Source organism: Frigoribacterium sp. AC512 (genome assembly GCF_979258295.1).
Map to the genome: position 1 here is coordinate 539,317 of NZ_OZ409850.1, position 20,549 is coordinate 559,865.

Sequence of the window (20,549 nt, forward strand, 5' to 3'; positions counted from 1 at the left end):
TCCCGCGTTGCACGCACCACCCGCGACGTGTGAGAATGTGAGCGCTCACTTTCGCGTGGGCAGACCACCAGACCTGCCCCTCCGGGGCTCGCACCACCAGGACAAGGACGTTCCATGGCAGACACCACCGCCGCGCCCGACGCACACGTCGTCGGCGTCGACTTCGGCACGCTGAGCGGACGGGCGGTCGTCGTCCGCGTGTCCGACGGGGCCGAGCTCGGCACCGCCACCCACGAGTACTCGCACGCCGTGGTCGATCGCACCCTGCCCGTCGGCGGGGCCCGTCTGCCCGCCGACTGGGCGCTGCAGGTGCCGAGCGACTACGTCGACGTGCTCAAGCAGGCCGTGCCCCGTGCCCTCGCCGAGTCCGGCGTCGACCCGGCCTCCGTCATCGGCATCGGCACCGACTTCACCGCCTGCACGATGGTCCCCACGACGGCCGACGGCACGCCCCTCAACGAGCTCGAGCAGTTCGCCGACCGGCCGCACGCCTACGTCAAGCTGTGGCGTCACCACGCCGCCCAGGGCCAGGCCGACCGCATCAACGAGCTCGCCCGCGAACGCGGCGAGTCGTGGCTGCCGCGCTACGGCGGTCTCATCTCGAGCGAGTGGGAGTTCGCCAAGGGGCTCCAGCTGCTCGAGGAGGACCCCGAGGTCTACGCCGCGACCGAGCACTGGGTCGAGGCCGCCGACTGGATCATCTGGCAGCTCAGCGGCCGGTACGTCCGCAACGCCTGCACGGCCGGCTACAAGGGCATCCTGCAGGACGGCGAGTACCCGAGCCGCGAGTTCCTCGCCGCGCTCAACCCCGACTTCGCCGACTTCGCCGAGACGAAGGTCGTGCACGAGATCGGCGCCCTCGGCGACGCCGCCGGGACGCTGACGGCGGAGGCGGCCGGCTGGACCGGCCTGCCCGAGGGCATCGCCGTCGCCGTCGGCAACGTCGACGCGCACGTCACGGCCCCCGCCGCCAAGGCCACGCAGCCCGGCCAGATGGTCGCGATCATGGGCACGAGCACCTGCCACGTCATGAACGGCGCCGAGCTGGCCGAGGTCCCCGGCATGTGCGGCGTCGTCGACGGCGGCATCACGGAGGGCTTCTACGGCTACGAGGCCGGTCAGTCGGGCGTCGGGGACATCTTCGCCTGGTACGTCCGCAACCAGGTGCCGCAGTCCTCGGTCGACGCGGCGGAGGCGGCAGGCACCAGCGTGCACCAGTACCTGACCGACCTCGCCTACGAGCAGCCCGTCGGCGCCCACGGCCTCGTCGCGCTCGACTGGCACAGCGGCAACCGGTCGGTGCTCGTCGACCACGAGCTGAGCGGCGTGATCGTCGGCCAGACGCTCGGCACGACCCCCGAGGACGGCTACCGGGCGCTGCTCGAGGCCACGGCGTTCGGCACGCGACGCATCGTCGAGGCCTTCAACGACTCCGGCGTCCCCGTCACCGAGTTCATCGCCGCCGGCGGCCTGCTCAAGAACCGCCACCTGATGCAGACCTACAGCGACGTCCTTCGCATGCCGATCTCCACGATCCGGAGCGAGCAGGGCCCCGCGCTCGGCTCCGCGATCCACGCCGCCGTCGCCGCGGGTGCCTACCCGGACACCCGCGTGGCCAGCGACGCGATGGGCAGCCTGGACCGCGCCTCCTACACGCCCGACCCTGCCGCCGCCGACGCGTACGACGCGCTCTACGCCGAGTACCTGCTGCTGCACGACTGGTTCGGGCGCGGCGGCAACGACGTGATGCACCGCCTCAAGGCGATCAGCAGGGAGGCGCGGGGCGGCTCGCGCGCACCGGCCGCCGAGCCCGAGGCGCCCGCCGCCTCCGGCGGCTCGGCAGGCGCCGACGCTGCCGCCGACACCGCTGCGGAGGTGACCGCGTGAGCTTCATCGACCGCGCCACCGAGACCGCCATCGACGAGACGCGCCGTGCCGTCTGCGACCTGCACGCCCAGCTGACCCGGTACGGCCTCGTGGTCTGGACGGGCGGCAACGTCTCGCAGCGCGTGCCCGGCACGAACCTGTTCGTGATCAAGCCGAGCGGCGTCGACTACGACGACCTGACGCCCGAGAACCAGATCCTCTGCCACCTCGACGGCAGCGTCGTCGAAGGCAGTCCCGGCAGCGAGCGCAGCCCCTCGAGCGACACCGCGGCGCACGCCTACGTGTACCGGCACATGCCGAAGGTCGGGGGAGTCGTGCACACGCACTCCACCTACGCCACGGCCTGGGCCGCCCGCGGCGAGGCGATCCCGTGCGTGATCACCGCCATGGCCGACGAGTTCGGCGGGGAGATCCCGATCGGCCCGTTCGCGATCATCGGCGACGAGTCGATCGGCGAGGGCATCGTCGGCACGCTCGAGGGCCACCGCAGCCGCGCCGTCCTGATGCAGAACCACGGCGTCTTCACCATCGGCAAGGACGCCCGCGACGCCGTCAAGGCGGCCGTCATGACCGAGGACGTCGCGCGCACCGTCCATCTCAGCCGCCAGCTCGGCGAGCCGATCCCCATCCCGGTCGAGAGCATCGACGCTCTCTTCGACCGCTACCAGAACGTCTACGGCCAGAAGCCCTCAGGAGCACTCGCATGAGCACCAGCACGACCCCCGCCACCCCCGTCGACCCCGAGGCCTTCCTCGCCTCGAAGCAGGTCTGGTTCCTCACCGGCAGCCAGGGCCTCTACGGCGAGGAGACGCTCCGCCAGGTCGCCGAGCAGTCGAAGGCCATCGCCGACGAGCTCGCCGCCGCCTCCGACGTGCCCGTCGAGCTCGTCTGGAAGCCCGTCCTCACCGACGCCGAGACGATCAAGCGCACCATGCTCGAGGCCAACCTCGACGACTCCGTGATCGGCGTCACCGCCTGGATGCACACCTTCAGCCCGGCCAAGATGTGGATCGGCGGCATCGACGCCCTCCGCAAGCCCCTGCTGCACCTGCACACGCAGGCGAACGTCGAGCTGCCCTGGGCCGAGATCGACTTCGACTTCATGAACCTGAACCAGGCCGCGCACGGCGACCGCGAGTTCGGCTACGTCCAGACCCGCCTGGGCGCGCCGCGCAAGACCGTCGTCGGCCACGTCAGCGACCCGCGCGTGCAGCAGCAGGTCGGCACCTGGATGCGTGCCGCCGCCGGCGCCGCCGCCATGCGCTCGCTGAAGCTCGCTCGCTTCGGCGACAACATGCGCTTCGTCGCGGTCACCGAGGGCGACAAGACCGAGGCCGAGCTCGCGTTCGGCGTGCAGGTCAACACCTGGGGCGTCAACGAGCTGGCGGAGGCGGTGGCCGCGGCCCCCGAGTCCGCGGTCGACGACCTCGTCGCCCTGTACGAGCGCGAGTACGACGTCGTCCCCGAGCTGCGTGCGGGAGGCGAGCGCCACCAGTCGCTGCGCGACGGCGCGGCGATCGAGATCGGGCTGCGCTCGTTCCTCGAGGCGGGCGGCTTCGGCGCCTTCACGACCAACTTCGAGGACCTGGGGGCGCTGAAGCAGCTCCCCGGCCTCGCGGTGCAGCGCCTGATGGCCGAGGGCTACGGCTTCGGCGCCGAGGGCGACTGGAAGACCTCGGTGCTGGTGCGTGCCGCCGCCGTGATGGGCGCCGGCCTGCCGGGGGGCGCCTCCTTGATGGAGGACTACACCTACCACCTCGTGCCCGGCGCCGAGAAGATCCTCGGCGCGCACATGCTCGAGGTCAGCCCGTCGCTGAGCTCGGCCCGCGCGTCGCTCGAGGTGCACGAGCTCGGCATCGGCGGCAAGGACGACCCGGTCCGCCTGGTCTTCACGGCCGACCCCGGCGAGGCCGTCGTCGTGGCGATGAGCGACGTGCGCGACCGCTTCCGCCTCACGGTCAACGTCGTCGACGTGGTCGAGCCCGACGCCGACCTGCCGAACCTGCCGGTCGGCCGTGCCGTCTGGGAGCCCCGCCCGTCGTTCGCCGTCTCGGCCGAGGCCTGGCTCACGGCCGGCGCCGCCCACCACACCGTGATGTCGACGGCCGTCGGCCTCGAGGCCTTCGAGGACCTGGCGCGCATCCTCGAGACCGAGCTGCTCATCATCGACGAGCACACCACCATGCGCGAGTTCACGCGCGAGGTGCGTTGGAACGCGGCGTACCACCGCCTGGCGCGCGGCCTGTAGCAGCCGGCAGAGCCAGCCGAGGAGGCGGTCCGCGCGGTCCCGAGGGACGGCACGGGCCGCCTCCTCCGTCGTCGGGACAGCACCCGTGGGAACACCGCCCGCGCCTCCGTGGTTGCAGTCCCCATGACCGTTCCCCTCTCGATCCTGGACCTCGCCCCCATCGCACCCGGAGAGACGGCGCGCGACAGCTTCGCGGCGTCCGTCGCCCTCGCGCAGCAGGCCGAGAAGAGCGGGTACCGACGCGTCTGGTACGCCGAGCACCACAACATGGCGACGATCGCGTCGAGCGCGACGTCGGTGCTGATCGCCCACGTGGCGAGCCAGACGTCGACGATCCGGCTCGGATCGGGCGGCGTGATGCTGCCGAACCACTCGCCGCTGACCATCGCCGAGCAGTTCGGCACCCTCGAGACCCTGCACCCGGGGCGGATCGACCTCGGCCTCGGCCGTGCGCCCGGCAGCGACCAGGCGACGTTCCGTGCGCTGCGCCGCGACCCGGCGTCGTCCGAGCGGTTCCCGCAGGACGTCGTCGAGCTGCAGGCCTTCCTCGCCGGCCAGTCGCGCATCCCCGGCGTCAGCGCCACGCCCGGCGCCGGGACGAACGTGCCGCTGTACATCCTCGGCTCGTCGACCTTCGGGGCGCAGCTCGCCGCCGCGCTCGGCCTGCCGTTCGCGTTCGCGTCGCACTTCGCGCCGGACATGCTGCACGACGCCGTGGCGATCTACCGCCGCGAGTTCCAGCCGTCGACCCAGCTCGACGCCCCGTACGTCATCGCCGGCGTCAACGCCATCGCGTCGGACGACTCGGACGACGCCCACCGGCAGCTCGCGGACGTCAAGCGCGCCCGCCTGCTCATGCTGCTGCGCCAGAGCGGGCAGATCACGGTCGACCGGACCTTCGGCGACGACGAGCTCGATCATCTCCTGCGCACGCCCGTCGGTGCGCACGTCGCCAGCATGACGACCTTCACCGGCGTCGGCACGGGCGAGGAGGTGGCGGACTACGTCGCCGAGTTCGCCCGCAGCGCCGACGCGGACGAGGTCATCGTCGCGCACTCGTCGCTCGCCACGTCGGCTCGCCTGCGCTCCGTCGAGCTGCTGGCCGACGCGCACGCCCGCGTCGCCGCGTAGGCCCCCGCGGGCCGACCTGCCCGCCGGCCCGATGTCACCGGGCGTCGAGCGTTCAGGAGACGGCGTCGTTCGCGGTCCCGACGGGGGGCGTCGCGACCGCGATCGACCGCCGTCGCCTGAGTCCTCGTCGCAGCCGGTCCGGCCGGGACGTGTCGAGGCGGTCCACCGCAGGGACCGGGACGTGCAGGAGGCGCGGGCCCTGTCGGCCCCGCGCCTCCCGTCGATCTCCCGCCGGGGCTACAGCCCCGAGTGGTCGATCAGGGTGCGGCGTCGCCGACGTGCCACGAGCACCGTGCCGGCGCCCGCGAGCAGCAGGGCGAGCACGAGAGCAGGGAGCGCGTCCGAGCCGGTGAAGGCGAGCGGGCCGGACCCCGCGGCCGTGCCGGAGCCCGAGCCGCCGACGCCGGCGCCCGTGCCGCCGGCCCCGCCGGTGGCGGGAGCCGAGGGCGACGGCGAGGCGACGGGGTCGGCCACGACCGAGACCGCGGCGCTCCGCACGGTGCGCGTCTGCACGCCCGTGACCGTGACCGTCCGGTCGCCCAGCCCGGCCGGTGCCGTCACCGTGAACGTCGCGACACCGTCGATCACGTCGACCGTGCCGAGGCTGGCTCCGTCGAGGGTGCCCGACGCCTGGCGGTCGCCGTCGAGACCCGAGACGACCACGTCGAACGTGGCGCCCGGCGCGACCTGCGTCGGCGCGGCGATCGTCGCGTCGGCGCTCAGCGCGACCAGGTCGCGGTCGAGCTGCAGCGCGTTCGCGATGGTGAAGAAGTTGTCGGTCTGGTCGATCAGGCCGACGACGTTCGCGGCTCCCGGGCCGTAGCCGGCGACGCGCAGCTGCGTTCCGGTGTGCTGCTGCGACCCGCCGGCCGCGGCGGTGCCGTAGGCGATCTTCATGGTGCTGCCGTCGACGGTGGTCAGGGCCGTGCTGAGCGTGGCCGGGGGAGTCGAGTCGACGATCTGGCTGGTGTGGGCGTGGTCGGCCGTGACGATGACCAGCGTCTCGCCGTCGGCCTCGGCGAAGTCGAGGGCCGAGCGGACCGCCTCGTCGAGGTCGAGCACCTCGCCGATCTGGCCGCACGCGTCGGCGCTGTGGTCGCGCTTGTCGATGGAGGCGCCCTCGACCTGCAGGAAGAAGCCGTCGTCGCCGTCGAGCAGGTCGATCGACTTCTCGGTGAGCGAGGCGAGCGACAGGTCGGTGCTGAGGCGTGCCGGGTTCGGCTGGCAGGCCTGCGGTGCGAGGTCGGCGCCTCCCACGGTCGCCGTCGTCGAGGCGAAGCGCGTGGGGAAGTTGCCGTCCGCGAAGGTGCCGAGCACCGGCGCGGTCTGGTCGGCGGCCGTCAGGGCGTCGAGGCCGGCCCGGTCGGTGATCCGCTGGTAGCCGCGGTCGGTCGCCTGGGCGTCGAGGGTCTGGCCGGTCCACTGGCCGGCGCGAGCCGTCTGGCGGAACGACGCCGCGCCTCCGCCGAGGGTGAGGTCGGCGCGGGTGCCGATGATCTGCTCGCTGATCGAGCCGAGGCCGCCCTGGTCGAGGGCGTCCGCGCCGCACTGGGTCACCGAGTCGGGGCCGTAGCAGCTGCGCGCCGCGACGTGGGCCGCCTGGACGGCCGGCGTCGCGTCCTGCAGCTCGGCGGTCGAGACGTTGCCGGTCTTGAGGCCGTTGGCCTTGGCGATCTCGACGAGGGTGTCCTGCGGGGTGCCCGCGATGTCGACCGAGATCGCGTTGTCGTAGGTCTTCGTGCCGGTGGCCCAGGCCGAGCCGGTCGCGGCCGAGTCGGGCACGTAGTCGGGCTTGCCGTCCTTGCCGAGCGAGTACGTCGTGTACTGGCCGGTGAGGGGCAGGGCGTCGATGCCGGGCAGCGTCCCGCCGGCGCCGTAGGCGTAGTTGCGGGCCGACGTGATCTCGCTGTCGCCCATGCCGTCGCCGATCAGCAGGATGACGTTCTTCGCCGGTCCCGCCTTCACCGACTCGAGCAGGGCGGCCGTGCTGTCGTCCGCGCTGCGGGCGGCCCCGCCGTTGTCGGCGACGTCGGCCGGAGTCGCCGCGAGGGCGACGGCCGGGCTGAGGACGAGGGCGACGGAGGCGAGGGTCGCCACCGCCCCCGTGGCCAGTGCCGCGCGGCGGCGGCGGGTGTTCGTGGGGGTCACGTGTCTGCTCCAGTGATCGTGGTCGCGAGTGGGCGTGCACTCCCTGCACGTCCGAGCCCAGCAGAACCCGCGGTCGTGTCCGCCCGGTGAACGGACGCGGTGCGGCAGGTGAACACCCCCGGACGGGGCACGTGAGGCGACTGCGGCTACGGTGCGAGCGCGCCGCGTCTACGGCGCGACGTACAGCCAGAGCAGCACGACAGCCACCGGCTGCAGGACGATCCCGCCGACGAGCAGCGTCCGGCGCACGACGGGCCGCTCGGAGACGGCCGGTGCGCCGAGCAGCGGCGTCAGCGGCAGCAGCAGCCGGAACAGGCTCTGCTGCGGCAGGAACACGGCGACGAGGTAGAGCGCGAAGCTGGCGGTGAACGCGACCGTCTCGTGGCCCAGGCGCAACGTCGACCGGCGGGTGAACCACACGGCGGCGAGCACGAGCAGCGCGAGCACGAGGGCGATGCCGCCGATGCCGAGCCAGCGCCCGGCGAGCAGGAACCACGGCGTCAGGGGGACGAAGCCCGGGCGACCGACGTAGTCGACCCACCAGGCCATCTCCGTCTGCAGGTAGGCGTCGTGCTGCCCGGTGGCGAGGTGCGCCACGACGGGCCAGGCGAGCCCGGCGGCGGCGACGGCCGCTCCCGCCGTGACGATCTGCACGAGGTCGCGCCGGGGCAGCACCTGCCACGGCCACGGCCACGGCCGCAACCGGGGCGACGACGACGCCGACGGCGACGACGCCCACGAGGCCCCGGCAGCAGGCTCGTGACCCGACGACGGGCCCGCAGCCCGCTCCGTCCGCCAGCGCACCACGAGGTGCACGGCGAGGGCCAGCGCCAGCGCCAGCGCTCCCGGCCGCGTGAACGCCGCGACCACGCCGCACGCGAGCACGAGCCCGTACCGCCGCTGCTGCATCGCGAGCACGCCTCCGAAGAGCAGGAAGAGCATCAGCCCCTCCGCGTACCCGACGGAGAACAGGAACCCGAGCGGCCCGAAGCAGAGCAGCAGCACGGCCCAGATCGCGCCTCGGTGCCCCACGGCCCGGTCGACGAGCCGGTAGAGCACGAGCGCGGCGCCCGCGCCGAAGGCGGTCGACAACAGCAGGGCGGCGCCGCTGAACGGCATGCCCGTCGCCACCATCAGCAGGTGGCAGAGCGTCGGGAACACCGGCAGGAACGCCCACTCGTTCGGCAGCACGTTGCCCGCCGCGTCGGTCGGCAGCACCGCCGGGTAGCCGTGCAGGGCGATCGTCCGGTAGCGGTCGGCGTCCCACGACGTGGTGAAGTCGAGCAGCGAGAGCTCTGCGCCCGGCGTGCGGAACTCGACGCCGGCGAGGCGGGCGACCTCCCACACCACGGCGAGCAGCACCAGGGAGAAGACCCGCGACGCCAGGTAGACGGTCAGCACCGTCGACCAGCGGGCGGGCAGCCACGACGCGAGGTCCGGCGACCGGCGCCGACGGACGGCGGGGCGCAGCGAGGAGGCGGTGGTCGCCCCGTCGCTCACGGAGCGTCCCCGAAACTGGTCATCCGGAAGACGTTACCCCGCGACGGCGGGCGGTGCGGCCCCGGGGCACGCCGGGGTCGCCCTGGGGCCAGCCGGGCCTGCCGGGCCTGCCGGGTCGCCACGGGGCGCCCCGGCAGGGCACGATGGCCAGATGACCCTGCCCTCCCTCGCCGCGCTCGGCATCGACCCGGTCACCGCCGCGGTCTACGAGTTCGTGCTCACCTGCGGCGACACCGTCGACGTCGCCGCCATCTCCTCGGCCCGCGAGCTGGACGACGCCGTCGTCGTCACCGCCCTCGAGCAGCTGCGCAACATCGGCCTCGTGCACCGCACCGCCGAGGGCCACGGCCGACAGGCTCCCGGCTACGGGGCCGTCGACCCCCGCGTCGCGGTGTCCGCCCTCGTCGCCGCCCACGACGAGCAGCTCGCTGACGCCCGCACCGCGGTCTCGGGCCTCGGCGCCCTCTTCGACGACGGCCGCCGGGTCGCCGACCCGTCGGGCACGACGACGGTGCTCACCGGCCACGCGGCGGTGGGCGACTGGTACTCCCGGCTGCAGCACCGGGCGAGGGGCGAGTTCCTCGCGTTCGACCGGCCGCCGTACGTGGTCGCCACGAACGAGTCGGTCGAGCGCGGCGCGCTCAACCGCGGCGTGCACTGGCGCGCGATCTACACGGTCGCGAGCTTCACGGTCGACGGCAGCCTGCAGGGCGTCCACCGCCTGGGGGCGGACGGCGAGGAGGCGCGGGTCACCCACGACCTGCCGGTCAAGCTCGCGATCGCCGACCGCCAGGTCGCACTCGTGTCGGTCGGGCCGCTCGACGACCCGACGGCCGCCCCCGAGGCCCTCCTCACGGAGTCGCCCGCGCTGATCGCCGCCCTCTGCGACCTGTTCGAGTCGCGCTGGCGGACGGCCGTCCCCGTGCCCGCCCTGGCCGAGACGGCCGGCGCCGCGGGCGACGGGACAGGCGCCGCCGTCGACTGGTCCGAGGTCGCGGCCCGGCTCGCGGCGGCCACGCAGGGCTCGAGCCCCGGCGTCCCGTCCGACGTGCTCGGGGCGGCGGGCGGACGTGTCTCCGCCGACGGTCCGCCCGACCCGGCCACCGGCCTCCGCGCGCCGACCGTCGACGAACGCGACCTGCTCGCGTTCGTAGCCGCGGGCGCCACCGACGACGTCATCGCCCGTCAGCTCGGGATCTCGCCCCGCACCCTGCGCCGTCGCCTGCACGACCTCTTCGACGAGCTCGGCGCGAGCAACCGCTTCCACGCGGGAGTCGAGGCGGCGCGACGCGGCTGGGTCTGACGCACGCCCCGGTCGGCTGACGCGTCCGTCGACCAGTCGACCCGCGCCTCCTCGGCCCGTACCCCGACGAGGAGGCGCTGGTCGACGGGCAGGCTTGTCCAGTGGGCATCGTGGGGGACCGGGCGTACCCCGTTCGGCTGCGGCCGTGTAAATTCCGTGGCCGGTCGAGGACAGTGGCCGGGATCGGCCATGGCCCCCGGTTGAGGGGCGTCGCATTCTCAGGTAGTTCTTACGGATCGACCGTGCCCGACCGGGTGCGGCACCCGGAAGGCACCCTGTGATCACATCGTCCGGCCGACGACGGCCGAAGGCTCCACTCTCCGCACTGCTCATCTCGGGACTCGTCGCCGCCGGCGTCGTCGCGCTGCCGGCCACCTCGGCCCTGGCGGCCGACGGCCCTGCCGTGGTCGGCGACTCCCAGTTCGCGAGCGGGTCGTACATCGTCACGCTGCGCGAGCCCGCGGCCGCGACCTACGAGGGCGGCAAAGCCGGCTTCGCCGCCACGGCCGCGCCCGAGGGCGTGCGCCTCGACGCGTCGGCTGCGCCGGTGCAGGAGTGGTCCGAGCACCTCGAGCAGACCCAGGTCGACGTGGCCGGGGCGGTCGGCGCCACGGTCGACGCGCACTTCTCGGTGACGACGAACGCGTTCGCCGCCGACCTCAGCGCCGACCAGGCGCGGGCGCTCGCCGCCGACCCGTCGGTCGCGGCCGTCTCGAAGAACGAGCTGCTGAAGCTCCAGGCGACGCCGTCGACCGAGTTCCTCGGGCTCGGCGACGCCGAGGGGAACGGCGGCGTGTGGGACGCGATCGGCGGTCGTGACGCCGCGGGCGACGGCGTGGTCGTCGGGATCATCGACTCGGGAATCGCCGCGGGCAACGCCTCGTTCGCGGGCGACCCGCTGGGCGAGCAGGACAGCGCCGAGCCTCACCTCGAGGGCGACTCGATCGTCTACGACAAGGGCGACGGCGGCACCTTCACCGGCGTCTGCCAGACGGGCGTCCAGTTCACCGCATCCGACTGCAACACGAAGCTGGTCGGCGCGCGCTACTTCGTCGACGGCTTCGGCGTCGACAACATCGGCACGGAGGAGCAGGGCGAGTACCTCTCGCCCCGTGACGGCAACGGCCACGGCTCGCACACGGCCTCGACCGCGGCGGGCAACGCCGACGTCGAGGTGACCATCGGCGACCGCGACTTCGGCACCGTCTCCGGTGTCGCACCGGCCGCGAAGATCGCGGCCTACAAGGTCTGCTGGGACGGCCCCGACCGGGTCGCCACCGACGACGACGGCTGCGCCACGCTCGACCTCGTCGCGGCCATCGAGGCCGCGGTGACCGACGGCGTCGACGTCATCAACTACTCGATCGGCGGAGGCGGCGCGACGAGCACCTTCTCGGCCACCGACCAGGCGTTCCTCGGCGCGGCCTCGGCGGGCGTCTTCGTCGCGGCCTCGGCCGGCAACGACGGCCCCGCGCCCACGACCGCGGACAACGCGGCGCCCTGGATCACCACGGTCGCGGCGAGCACCGTCCCGAGCTACGCGGCCACGGCCCTGACCGGCGACGGCGCCTCGTACCTCGGCGGCTCGATCACCGTGCCGACCGGCACCGAGGGCGTCAGCGGCCCCCTCGTCGACGCGGCGACCCTCGCGGTCGACGGGGCGACGGCGGCCGACGCGGCCCTCTGCCGTCCCGACTCGCTCGACGCCGACGCGGCCGCCGCCTCCGGCGCGATCGTGCTCTGCGACCGCGGCGTCTACGACCGCACGGCCAAGAGCGCCGAGGTCGAGCGCATCGGCGGCGTCGGCATGCTGCTCGTGAACCCCGCGCCCAGCTCGGTCGACCTCGACGAGCACAGCGTCCCCACGGTCCACGTCGACGCGGCGTCCTACGACGCCCTGCACGCCTACGCGGCCACCGAGGGCGCGACGGTCACCCTCGTCGACGGCAACCCCGCCGGCCTGCCCGAGCCCGCCACGCCCCAGATCGCCGGCTTCTCGTCGCGCGGCCCGGTGACGGCCGACGGCGGCAACCTGCTCAAGCCCGACATCTCCGCGCCCGGCGTCGCGATCCTGGCCGACGGCGCCAACGCCGCCGGCGAGCCCGGCACCTACGAGTTCCTCTCGGGCACGTCGATGTCGTCGCCGCACGTCGCGGGCCTCGCAGCGCTCTACCTGTCGCGCACCGTGCACCCCGACTGGACCCCGGCCGAGGTGAAGTCGGCGATGATGACCACCGCCTACGACCTCGTGGGAGCCGACGGCGCCCCGACCCAGGACGTCTTCGCCCAGGGCGCCGGCCACGTCGACCCCACGGCCTTCCTCGACCCGGGCCTGCTCTACCGCAGCGGCACGGCCGACTGGCAGGCGTACGTCGACTCGATCGACACCGTCGAGGGCACCGACTCGTCGCTGAACCTCCCCTCGATCAGCGTCGGCTCGCTCGCGGGCACGACGACGGTCACCCGGTCGGTCACCGCGACGGGCCCCGGCAGCTGGACGGCCGAGCCGGTCACCATGGCCGGCGTCACGGCCGCGGTCTCGCCCTCGACGCTGACCTTCTCGGAGGCAGGCGAGACGCAGGACTACACGGTCACCTTCACCCGCACCACCGCCGCGCTCGACGAGTTCGCCACCGGCTACCTGACGTGGACCGACGGCACCCGGGACGCGCGCAGCCCGCTCGCGGTGCGGCCCGTCCAGCTGGACGTCGCCGCGGAGTTCGCAGGCTCCGGCGTGACGGGCGAGGCGACGGTCGACGTGACCGCCGGCGACGCCCTGTCGCTGCCGCTGGCCGCCGAGGGCCTCGCCCTCGGCCAGGTCGCGTCGGGCTCCGGCACCGCCGGTGCCGACGCCGCGCAGGTGCCGCTCACGGTCGCCGAGGGCACGACGCACGCCCGCTTCGTGCTCGACTCGGCCGAGGACACGGCCGACCTCGACCTGCTGCTCTACACGGCCGACGCGTCGGGCCAGCCCGACGAGCTGGTGGGGGCCGCGGCCACCGGCTCGGCCGACGAGCAGCTCGACGTGGAGACGCCGGCGGCAGGACAGTACGTGCTGCTCGTCGACTTCTACTCGGGCGCGGGCGACCTCGGCTGGACGTTGACGTCGTACCTGCTCGACCCGGCCGCGGCCCAGGGCGGACTGGCCGTCGACCCGACCGTGCTGGAGGCGTCGCTCGGCGAGACCACGACGGTCACCGCCTCCTGGTCGGACCTCGCGTACGAGAGCAGCTACCTCGGACGCGTCGTCTACGGCGACACGGGCACGGCGAGCTACCTCACCGTCACCACGGGCGAGGAGCCCGAGACGCCGGTCGACCCGGGCCCCGGCCCGGGAGAGCCCGGCGGCCCCGGCCACGGCGGCCCGGGGCACGGCGGGTTCGACCTGCCCGGCCTGATCGGCTGGATCTGGGGCGCCATCGGCGATCTCTTCCACCGCTGGTTCCCGGGGCTGCCCTGGCGCTGAGCCGGAGCTGACCCGCAGCAGCCGGGCGGCTGACGCCGCGGCGGTCTGATCACGCAGGAGGCGGTCCGCACCTTCCCCAGGAGGGTGCGGACCGCCTCCTCGTGCGTCGGCCGCGACGCGCCGCATGGCCGCTGAGCGCGACCCTGCGGCTCCGCGAAACACGAAGGGACTAGGTTCGTCACTCGTGACTGGACAGAGCGGCAACACCATGCGCGTGGTGAGCTACAACCTGCGCGAGCACACGGCCAAGGGCGAGATCCGGGCCCTCGCAGAGGACCACAGCGCCGACGTGCTGTGCCTGCAGGAGGCCGACACGAAGGACATCCCCGACGAGTTCGGCGAGTTCTCGCTCGCGGCGTCGACCCGGAACAACCGGCTCGGGCTCGCGGCGTACTACCGCCGCTCCCGCTTCGAGCTGCTGGGCACCAACGTCTATGCGCTGAAGAAGAGCATGCACGACCGCGTCATGTCGCCCGCGCACGAGCGCCTGCTGGCGATGCACCTGCACGACCGCATCTCGGGCGCCGACGTGCTGATCGGGTCGTTCCACGCCGCGCCGCTCACCGCGACGAACGGCCTGCGCAAGAAGCAGGTCGAGTCGGCGCACCAGCTGATGCGCGCGCTCGCGCCCGGCGTGCCGATGCTCATGGTCGGCGACTTCAACTACCCGTGGTTCCACGGCGGGCTCAAGAAGCGCATCGAGCGCGACGGCTTCGTGCTGACGCGCAGCAGCACGCCGACCTACCTCGGCTACAAGTACGTCAAGGGCCACTTCGACTTCGCGACGAGCTACGACCTCACCATCGAGGACGTCGTCACGCTGCCCGCCGGCATCAGCGACCACCGGCCGATCCTCGTGCGCGCCACGGGACTGGCCACGGCCTAGCGGAGCTGCCGACGGCGTGACCACGACGAGAGGCCCCGGTGCGTGTGCACCGGGGCCTCTCGTCGGTCGTGCCGTCGTGTCGTCGACCCGCAGGGCGGGACGGGCGTCGAGGAGGCGGGTCGCGCCTCCTCGGGACTGCCTACGCAGCCAGCGCGAGCGCGTGGGCGCTCACGGCGTAGGCCTGCACGATGGTGCGGCTGGGCTCGCGGCGCCAGCTGCGGCCGGGGATGACCCAGCCCTGGGCACCCTCGACCGTGACGGTCGCGCCGACACGGACGTCGTCGGTGACGACGTCGCTCCAGGCGCGGACGACGAACTCGGCGCCGGAGGCGTCGACGACGACGAACTCGGCGAGGCGGGCGGTGGACAGGACGGGCTCGGTGGTGACCGTGCCGCTCAGGGTGGTGATGTTCTCGTTCATGCGTGTTCTCTTCTTCGATGTGTGCTGTGTTGCTCAGCGTCGTGGCACGCAGCGCGGGGCATGCGTGAACCGCCGTTCTCGGCGGTGGGGCGGACGGATGTCCTCAGGCTCGGGGAGCCTGGTCGGGCCTCGTCTCGGGCGACGACCGGTGAGTAGGCGAGCGGGTGAGGCTCGGACCGGGGGTCCCAAGATTTACAGACATGATCTGCAGGCTGTTCGACTCGGCCTGCGTGTGGACGACAAGGCCGTGAGTCGGGAGCGATCTGAGAGGATCGTTGCCAAGCGACCTGCAACGATAACACGGTAGGGCCGGATGCGCCAGGGCTGACCCGTGACGTCGCTGAGAACGCCGGGGGAGGCGGTGGTTCGATGGGTGCATGACATCGATCCCCACCATCACCCTGAACAACGGCGTCGAGATCCCCCAGCTCGGCTTCGGCGTCTACCAGGTCGAGCCCGACCAGACGAAGGACGCGACGCTCACCGCCCTCGAGGTGGGCTACCGCCACATCGACACGGCGCAGATGTACGGCAACGAGGCAGGCGTCGGCGAGGCGCTGCGCGAGTCGGGCATCGACCGCTCCGAGATCTTCGTCACCTCCAAGCTCAACAACGGCTTCCACCGTCGCGACGACGCGCTCAAGGCGTTCGACGGCACGCTCGACGCCCTGAAGGCCGACTACGTCGACCTGTTCCTCATCCACTGGCCGCTGCCGACCACGGACGTCGACTACCTCGAGACCTGGAAGGCGCTCGAGGAGATCTACGCCACGGGGCGTGCCAAGGCCATCGGCGTCTCGAACTTCCAGCAGGCGCACCTGCAGCGCCTCCTGGACGAGGCCGACGTGGTGCCCGCGGTCAACCAGATCGAGGTCCACCCCTACCTCACCAACGACTCGCTGCGCCTCTTCGGCGTCGAGCACGGCATCCACACCGAGGCGTGGTCGCCCATCGCCCAGGGCAAGGTCCTCGAGGACCCGACCCTCGTCGAGATCGCGGAGCGCGTCGGCAAGTCGACCGCCCAGGTGACCCTGCGCTGGCACGTGCAGCGCGGCGACATCGTGTTCCCCAAGTCGGTCACGCGCTCGCGCGTCGAGGAGAACTTCGACCTCTTCGACTTCGAGCTGTCCGACGCCGACGTCACGGCGATCACCGACCTCGACAAGGGCGAGCGCACGGGTCCCGACCCCGACACGTTCGACTACATCCCCAGCTGAGCCGCGGTCAGGTCGAGCGGACCGACCTGCATCGTCCGGCCCGCGGGCCGGACCAGGCTGTGCCGACGGGCCGGTCTCCCCACAGGGGGAGACCGGCCCGTCCTAGTAGGGTCGTCGTCTGCACGGGAGGCCTACCCGAGGCGTCCCCGCGCTACCGGGAGCGAGTGAACAGGGTGCGAACAGTCGTCGGCGTGCTGCGCCTCGTCGTCGCCGCCGTGGGCACGGCCGCCCTCGTGTCGTACTTCTTCTACACGCTCGGCTTCTCGACCTTCTCGACGGTCAACTACTTCGCGTACTTCACGCAGCAGAGCAACATGGCGAACGTGCTCGTCCTCGCCGTCTCGGGGGCGCTCTCGCTCCGGGGCCGACCCGAGGGCCGCGCCTTCGCCGCGGTGCACGCCCTGGTCACGACCTACGTCGTCGTGTCGGGCATCGTCTACGGCATCATCCTGATCGAGTCGCTGAGCAACGACTTCGCGATCGGCGTGCCCTGGTCGACCCAGGTGCTGCACTTCTGGATCCCCGGGTTCCTCGTCGTCGACTGGGTGCTCGCCCCCGGGCGCACCCGCGTCAGCTGGGCGATGCTCTCGGTCGTCCTCGTGTTCCCCGTCGTCTGGGGCATCGCGACCATCGTGCGCGGCGCGGACGTCGGCTGGTACCCGTACTTCTTCCTCGACCCCGCGCAGGTGCGCTGGCCGGACGAGTTCGTGATGTACAACGCGATCGCCCTGGGCGTCATCGTGGGGGTCATGTCGGCGTTGATCGCGCTCAGCCACCTGCGGCCGGGGCCGCGGCCGGGCGTGCTGCTGCGGCGTGGAGAAGGCGCGGCCCTCGTGGCGGGCGACGGCGGGTCGGTGCCGCCCCCAGGAGGAAGGGCGGCCGGGGCACGGCCGCCGGGCGCTCAGCCCGCGGGGGGCGTCGAGCCTGCGGCGCCCGGCTCGGCGGAGGCCGGGTCGTCCGGCGCCGGCGTCTCCTCGGGCACGAGGTCGAAGTAGGGCGCGAGGCCCGCCAGGGCGTCGGCGACGGCCTCGTCGTCGCCGAGCTCGAGGCTCGCGACCGCGTCGTCCCCACCCGCCAGCGCGACGAGCACCGGCTCGCCCGTCGAGGGCATCAGGTTGACGAAGACGCGGAAGCCCGAGGCGCCGTCGACGGTCGTCAGCACCGTCGCCTCCGTGCTCCAGGCGCGCTCGTCGAAGCGCAGCCAGAGCACCTCCTGCTGGGCGACGCCGAGCGTCTCGATCGCCGCAGTGTGCGTGGTCGGCAGCTCCGGGGCGAACTCGGTCGTCCCCTCCTTCAGGACGCCCAGCGGCAGGGTGACCACGACACGGTCGACCGACAGGCTCTCGCCGGTGGCGAGGCGGAGGCCGACGCCGCGGTCGCCGTACTGGATCCGGGCCACCGTGCTGCCCCGCAGCACGTCGAGGCCGTCGAGCTCGGCCTCGACGAACGCGGACAGGTCACCGGTGACGAAGGGCTCGCCGAGCGGGAACAGGCTGCCGAGGTCGGCGGCGACGAGCTCGCCGACGTCGCCCGGGTCCTGTCGCTCGGCGAGGTCGTCGGGCCCGGCGCCCCAGCGGACGGGCAGCGCCTCGTCGATCACGAACTGGAGGCGGGCGGCGTCGGAGACGCCCGTGGCGTCGGGCTCGAGCGACTGCTGCTCGGGCCCCGCGCCGGCGCCGGTGACGGCCTGCGCGACCGTGACGGACGCGGCCTGGTCGTCGGCCCACCCGGCGGCCGACGCGAAGGAACGCTCGGGGACGCCGGCGAGCGAGGTCGCCTGCCCGCCGGAGGACCGCACCTCGAGCACCTCGCCGAGGCGCACGGTGTCGACCCGGTCGAGGGCGAGCGCGGCGACGAGGGCTGTGGCCGCCTCGCCGTCGAGGGAGGCGGCGCCCAGCTGGACGGGGAACGGCCAGTCGCCCCCGGTGTACGAGGCGACCCGGCCGCCCACGCGGTCGCGGGCCTCGACGACGACGACGTCGTAGCCCCGTGCCGCGAGGCTCCGCGCCGCGGTGGCACCGGACATCCCGGCGCCGACGACGGCGATGCGCTCGCCCTGCTCGGCGACCCCGGCGACGGCGTCCGCGACGTCGAAGCCGCTGGCGCGGGCTCCGCCGAGGGTGCCCGGAGCCGTGCTCGCGGTGGCCTCGCCGGCGAAGAAGAGCCGGTCGTCGACCGGGCGGCGGAGCGCCGCGCGGTCGTCGTCGGACGACGAGGTGGTGAGGTAGCTGCCCGAGCCCCGCGCGAACGGGTCGTCGGCCCAGCTGCTGCGGCGGAACGCGGACGGCGTCGGCCCGGCCGAGGGGGTGGCGGCCGGGGTCGGCGTGGGCGTCGGCGTGCTGGTCGGGGTCGTCGGCGCGGGGGAGGGGCCGTCGGTCGTGCAGGCCGCGAGGAGCAGCACGGCGGCCCCGGATGCCGACCCCGTCAGGAACGCTCGACGACTGATGCCCATGGTGCGTCCATCATCGCAGGACGGGGCCGCGTGCGGCGACGTGCGCCGCGACGTGCGCCGCGATGTGCGCTTCGGCGCGCGCGGAGGGGCGCACCGCGACGCGCGCGGCGGGGCGGACCGCCACGGGGGCGCACCTCAGGCGTCGACGGCCTCCAGCCAGGTGCGGAGCAGGTCGGTGACCTGGTCGACGGGCATCAGCGACGACGCGTGGTCCTGCCCGACGAGCTCGAAGAACGCCGCGGTCGGCATCCGGCGGGCCGCGTCCTGCGATTCGCGGTGCCGTGCCTCGTCGCGGGTGCCCGCGATCAGCAGGGTGGGCACGGACACGTCGTCGAGCTGCTTCGCCGTCAGCCCGCCGCCCGTCTCGGCCGCCCGGAAGAACGCCGCCAGGGCGAGCGGGTCGTCGCTCATGAAGGCGAGGCGCGTCGCCGGGTCCAGGCGACGGCCCATGGTGCGTTCCCAGCGCTCGACGAAGGCGGACATGCCCCCGGTCAGGAGCGCCTCCTCCCAGTCCGGGGCGAAGGTGGCGCCGATGTTGCCGTTCATCGGTGCCCAGCTGCCGCCGATCGTGGTCAGGGTGCGGAGCAGCTCGGGCTCGTGGGCGGCGATCGACAGGCCGACGCGGGCGCCGAACGAGTAGCCGACGAAGTGGACGGGCGCGAGGCCCGTCACGGCGAGGACCGCCGCCACGTCGCCGCGGTGCAGGGCCATGTCGTACGAGGCCGCGTCGTGCGGTGCGCCGCTCCGGCCGTGGCCGCGCAGGTCGAGGGCGACGACGGTGAAGTCGCGCTCGAGGTCGCGCAGGTACCCGAGACCGCGCCACGCGCCGCGCGACAGGCCGGAGCCGTGCACGAGCAGCAGGGGCGGCCCCTCGCCTGCGACCTCGTACGCGATCTCGGTGCCGTCGACGGGGTTCTGGACGTGGTCGCGCATCGGACCAGTCTGGCAGCGCGGCGACTCGTCGACGATTCAGGCGTCCTCGTCGCCAGGTCGCTCGGCGACGGCGCGGCTCCTGCCCGCCGGCGCGCGCCTCCTGAGTCCTCGACGCGTCCCGCGCGCCCCGGCGCCGCCTCGATGATCCGCCGTCGGTGCGGTCGGTGCGGTCGGGGCGGCCGGGCGGCCGGGCGGCCGGGCGGGCGGCACGGACGCGCGGCGGGCACGATGGAGCGATGATCGACGGGTGGACTGCCGCACAGGTGAAGGCGGCCGAGCAGCCGCACCTCGACGCGGGCGAGCCGCTGATGCAGCGGGCGAGCGCCGGGCTCGCGCACGAGGTGGAGCGGCTGCTGCAGGCCCGTGACCGGTGGCCCGCGCCCGTCGTGCTGCTCGTCGGCAGCGGCAGCAACGGGGGCGACGCGCTCTTCGCGGGTGCCGCACTGGCCGACGCGGGCTGCGCCGTCACGGTCGTCCCGACCGGCACCCGGCTGCACGAGGAGGGGCTGGCCGCGGCCCGCGCCTCCGGTGCCGTCGTCGACGACCCGGCCCGGTGGTCGACCGTCGAGGAGGCGGGCGCCCGGCTCCGGGAGTCGGGCGCGGCCGTCCTCCTCGACGGCGTGCTCGGCACCGGCACGAGCGCCGACCCGGCCCTGCGAGGCACCGCTCGTGACGTCGTCGCGGCGCTGCTGCCCTGGGTCACGACCGCGGACGGCCTGCCCGTCGTCGCCGTCGACGTGCCGAGCGGCATCGGCCCGGACGACGGTTCCGTGCCCGACCCGATCGTGCTGCCCGCGACCCTGACCGTCACCTTCGGCGCCCACAAGGCCGGGCTCCTGATCGACCCCGCCGCCGCGCTCGCCGGCGAGGTGGTGCTCGTCGACATCGGCCTGCTGCCCGACCTCGCCGCGGTGCCGCCCGTGATCAGCGTGCCGGAGCCCGCCCCCTGACGGCCGG

General features: G+C 73.8%; 15 protein-coding genes. 10 read left to right on the forward strand and 5 right to left on the reverse strand.

The features are described from left to right. The first annotated feature begins 114 nt into the window (after positions 1 to 114). From araB to ACZZ97_RS02420, 4 genes are all read left to right on the forward strand, one after another. Positions 115 to 1,887 carry a ribulokinase gene (araB, locus tag ACZZ97_RS02405; RefSeq protein ID WP_463472180.1) on the forward strand — a complete coding sequence of 591 codons (1,773 nt, stop codon included), beginning with the start codon at positions 115 to 117 and terminating at the stop codon, positions 1,885 to 1,887. Continuing rightward, positions 1,884 to 2,594 carry an L-ribulose-5-phosphate 4-epimerase gene (locus ACZZ97_RS02410; protein WP_463472181.1) on the forward strand — a complete coding sequence of 237 codons (711 nt, stop codon included), beginning with the start codon at positions 1,884 to 1,886 and terminating at the stop codon, positions 2,592 to 2,594. Before araB ends, ACZZ97_RS02410 begins: the two co-directional genes overlap by 4 nt. Further along, on the forward strand, positions 2,591 to 4,135 hold the full coding sequence (gene araA, locus ACZZ97_RS02415) for an L-arabinose isomerase (protein WP_463472182.1): 1,545 nt from the start codon (positions 2,591 to 2,593) through the stop codon (positions 4,133 to 4,135). The genes ACZZ97_RS02410 and araA overlap by 4 nt, the downstream gene beginning before the upstream one ends. A gap of 123 nt (positions 4,136 to 4,258) precedes the next feature. After that, positions 4,259 to 5,266, forward strand: coding sequence for an LLM class flavin-dependent oxidoreductase (locus tag ACZZ97_RS02420; protein WP_463472183.1), 1,008 nt, complete (start codon positions 4,259 to 4,261; stop codon positions 5,264 to 5,266). A gap of 237 nt (positions 5,267 to 5,503) precedes the next feature. Here ACZZ97_RS02420 and phoA read toward each other — a convergent pair whose 3' ends face one another. Together phoA and ACZZ97_RS02430 are read right to left on the reverse strand one after the other, a co-directional pair. Then, the gene (phoA, locus tag ACZZ97_RS02425) at positions 5,504 to 7,414 is read right to left on the reverse strand and encodes an alkaline phosphatase (protein WP_463472184.1); all 1,911 of its coding nucleotides are present in this window, start codon (positions 7,412 to 7,414) and stop codon (positions 5,504 to 5,506) included. Between the two features lie 168 nt (positions 7,415 to 7,582). Then, a complete protein-coding gene (locus ACZZ97_RS02430; protein ID WP_314104211.1) occupies positions 7,583 to 8,914 on the reverse strand; it encodes a hypothetical protein in 1,332 nt (443 codons plus the stop codon). Positions 8,915 to 9,065: 151 nt separating this feature from the next. Here ACZZ97_RS02430 and ACZZ97_RS02435 point away from each other — a divergent pair, with 151 nt between their 5' ends. The 3 genes from ACZZ97_RS02435 (at position 9,066) to ACZZ97_RS02445 (ending at position 14,569) form a co-directional block, all read left to right on the forward strand. Further along, a complete protein-coding gene (locus ACZZ97_RS02435) occupies positions 9,066 to 10,217 on the forward strand; it encodes a hypothetical protein (RefSeq protein WP_463472185.1) in 1,152 nt (383 codons plus the stop codon). Positions 10,218 to 10,494: 277 nt separating this feature from the next. Further along, positions 10,495 to 13,683 carry a S8 family serine peptidase gene (locus tag ACZZ97_RS02440; RefSeq protein WP_463472186.1) on the forward strand — a complete coding sequence of 1,063 codons (3,189 nt, stop codon included), beginning with the start codon at positions 10,495 to 10,497 and terminating at the stop codon, positions 13,681 to 13,683. A 184-nt stretch (positions 13,684 to 13,867) separates the two neighbouring features. Further along, positions 13,868 to 14,569 (forward strand): endonuclease/exonuclease/phosphatase family protein, encoded by a 702-nt coding sequence (locus ACZZ97_RS02445; RefSeq protein WP_314103501.1) that lies wholly within the window; start codon positions 13,868 to 13,870, stop codon positions 14,567 to 14,569. Between the two features lie 139 nt (positions 14,570 to 14,708). Here the strand turns inward: ACZZ97_RS02445 and ACZZ97_RS02450 are convergent, their stop codons facing one another. Then, on the reverse strand, positions 14,709 to 14,990 hold the full coding sequence (locus ACZZ97_RS02450) for a hypothetical protein (protein ID WP_123546785.1): 282 nt from the start codon (positions 14,988 to 14,990) through the stop codon (positions 14,709 to 14,711). A 377-nt stretch (positions 14,991 to 15,367) separates the two neighbouring features. Between ACZZ97_RS02450 and ACZZ97_RS02455 the strand changes: the two genes are divergently transcribed. Both ACZZ97_RS02455 and ACZZ97_RS02460 read left to right on the forward strand, forming a co-directional pair. Then, positions 15,368 to 16,207 carry an aldo/keto reductase gene (locus ACZZ97_RS02455; protein ID WP_314103503.1) on the forward strand — a complete coding sequence of 280 codons (840 nt, stop codon included), beginning with the start codon at positions 15,368 to 15,370 and terminating at the stop codon, positions 16,205 to 16,207. Positions 16,208 to 16,380: 173 nt separating this feature from the next. Then, positions 16,381 to 17,202: a Pr6Pr family membrane protein gene (locus tag ACZZ97_RS02460; protein WP_463472187.1), complete on the forward strand. Its 822-nt coding sequence runs from the start codon at positions 16,381 to 16,383 to the stop codon at positions 17,200 to 17,202. Here the strand turns inward: ACZZ97_RS02460 and ACZZ97_RS02465 are convergent. Together ACZZ97_RS02465 and ACZZ97_RS02470 are read right to left on the reverse strand one after the other, a co-directional pair. Beyond that, positions 17,109 to 18,659 carry a flavin monoamine oxidase family protein gene (locus tag ACZZ97_RS02465; RefSeq protein WP_463472188.1) on the reverse strand — a complete coding sequence of 517 codons (1,551 nt, stop codon included), beginning with the start codon at positions 18,657 to 18,659 and terminating at the stop codon, positions 17,109 to 17,111. The two genes, ACZZ97_RS02460 and ACZZ97_RS02465, sit on opposite strands and share 94 nt — an antisense overlap. A gap of 135 nt (positions 18,660 to 18,794) precedes the next feature. After that, positions 18,795 to 19,592: an alpha/beta fold hydrolase gene (locus ACZZ97_RS02470; RefSeq protein ID WP_463472189.1), complete on the reverse strand. Its 798-nt coding sequence runs from the start codon at positions 19,590 to 19,592 to the stop codon at positions 18,795 to 18,797. A 236-nt stretch (positions 19,593 to 19,828) separates the two neighbouring features. Between ACZZ97_RS02470 and ACZZ97_RS02475 the strand changes: the two genes are divergently transcribed. Continuing rightward, a complete protein-coding gene (locus ACZZ97_RS02475; RefSeq protein ID WP_463472190.1) occupies positions 19,829 to 20,542 on the forward strand; it encodes an NAD(P)H-hydrate epimerase in 714 nt (237 codons plus the stop codon). Positions 20,543 to 20,549 lie beyond the last annotated feature (7 nt).

Coding starts and splice junctions, on each gene's coding strand:
- ACZZ97_RS02455 (WP_314103503.1), top strand. CDS start 15,368: ATGACATCGATCCCCACCATCACCCTGAACAACGGCGTCGAGATCCCC.
- ACZZ97_RS02450 (WP_123546785.1), bottom strand. CDS start 14,990: ATGAACGAGAACATCACCACCCTGAGCGGCACGGTCACCACCGAGCCC.
- ACZZ97_RS02465 (WP_463472188.1), bottom strand. CDS start 18,659: ATGGGCATCAGTCGTCGAGCGTTCCTGACGGGGTCGGCATCCGGGGCC.
- araB (WP_463472180.1), top strand. CDS start 115: ATGGCAGACACCACCGCCGCGCCCGACGCACACGTCGTCGGCGTCGAC.
- ACZZ97_RS02420 (WP_463472183.1), top strand. CDS start 4,259: ATGACCGTTCCCCTCTCGATCCTGGACCTCGCCCCCATCGCACCCGGA.
- araA (WP_463472182.1), top strand. CDS start 2,591: ATGAGCACCAGCACGACCCCCGCCACCCCCGTCGACCCCGAGGCCTTC.
- ACZZ97_RS02475 (WP_463472190.1), top strand. CDS start 19,829: ATGATCGACGGGTGGACTGCCGCACAGGTGAAGGCGGCCGAGCAGCCG.
- ACZZ97_RS02435 (WP_463472185.1), top strand. CDS start 9,066: ATGACCCTGCCCTCCCTCGCCGCGCTCGGCATCGACCCGGTCACCGCC.
- ACZZ97_RS02470 (WP_463472189.1), bottom strand. CDS start 19,592: ATGCGCGACCACGTCCAGAACCCCGTCGACGGCACCGAGATCGCGTAC.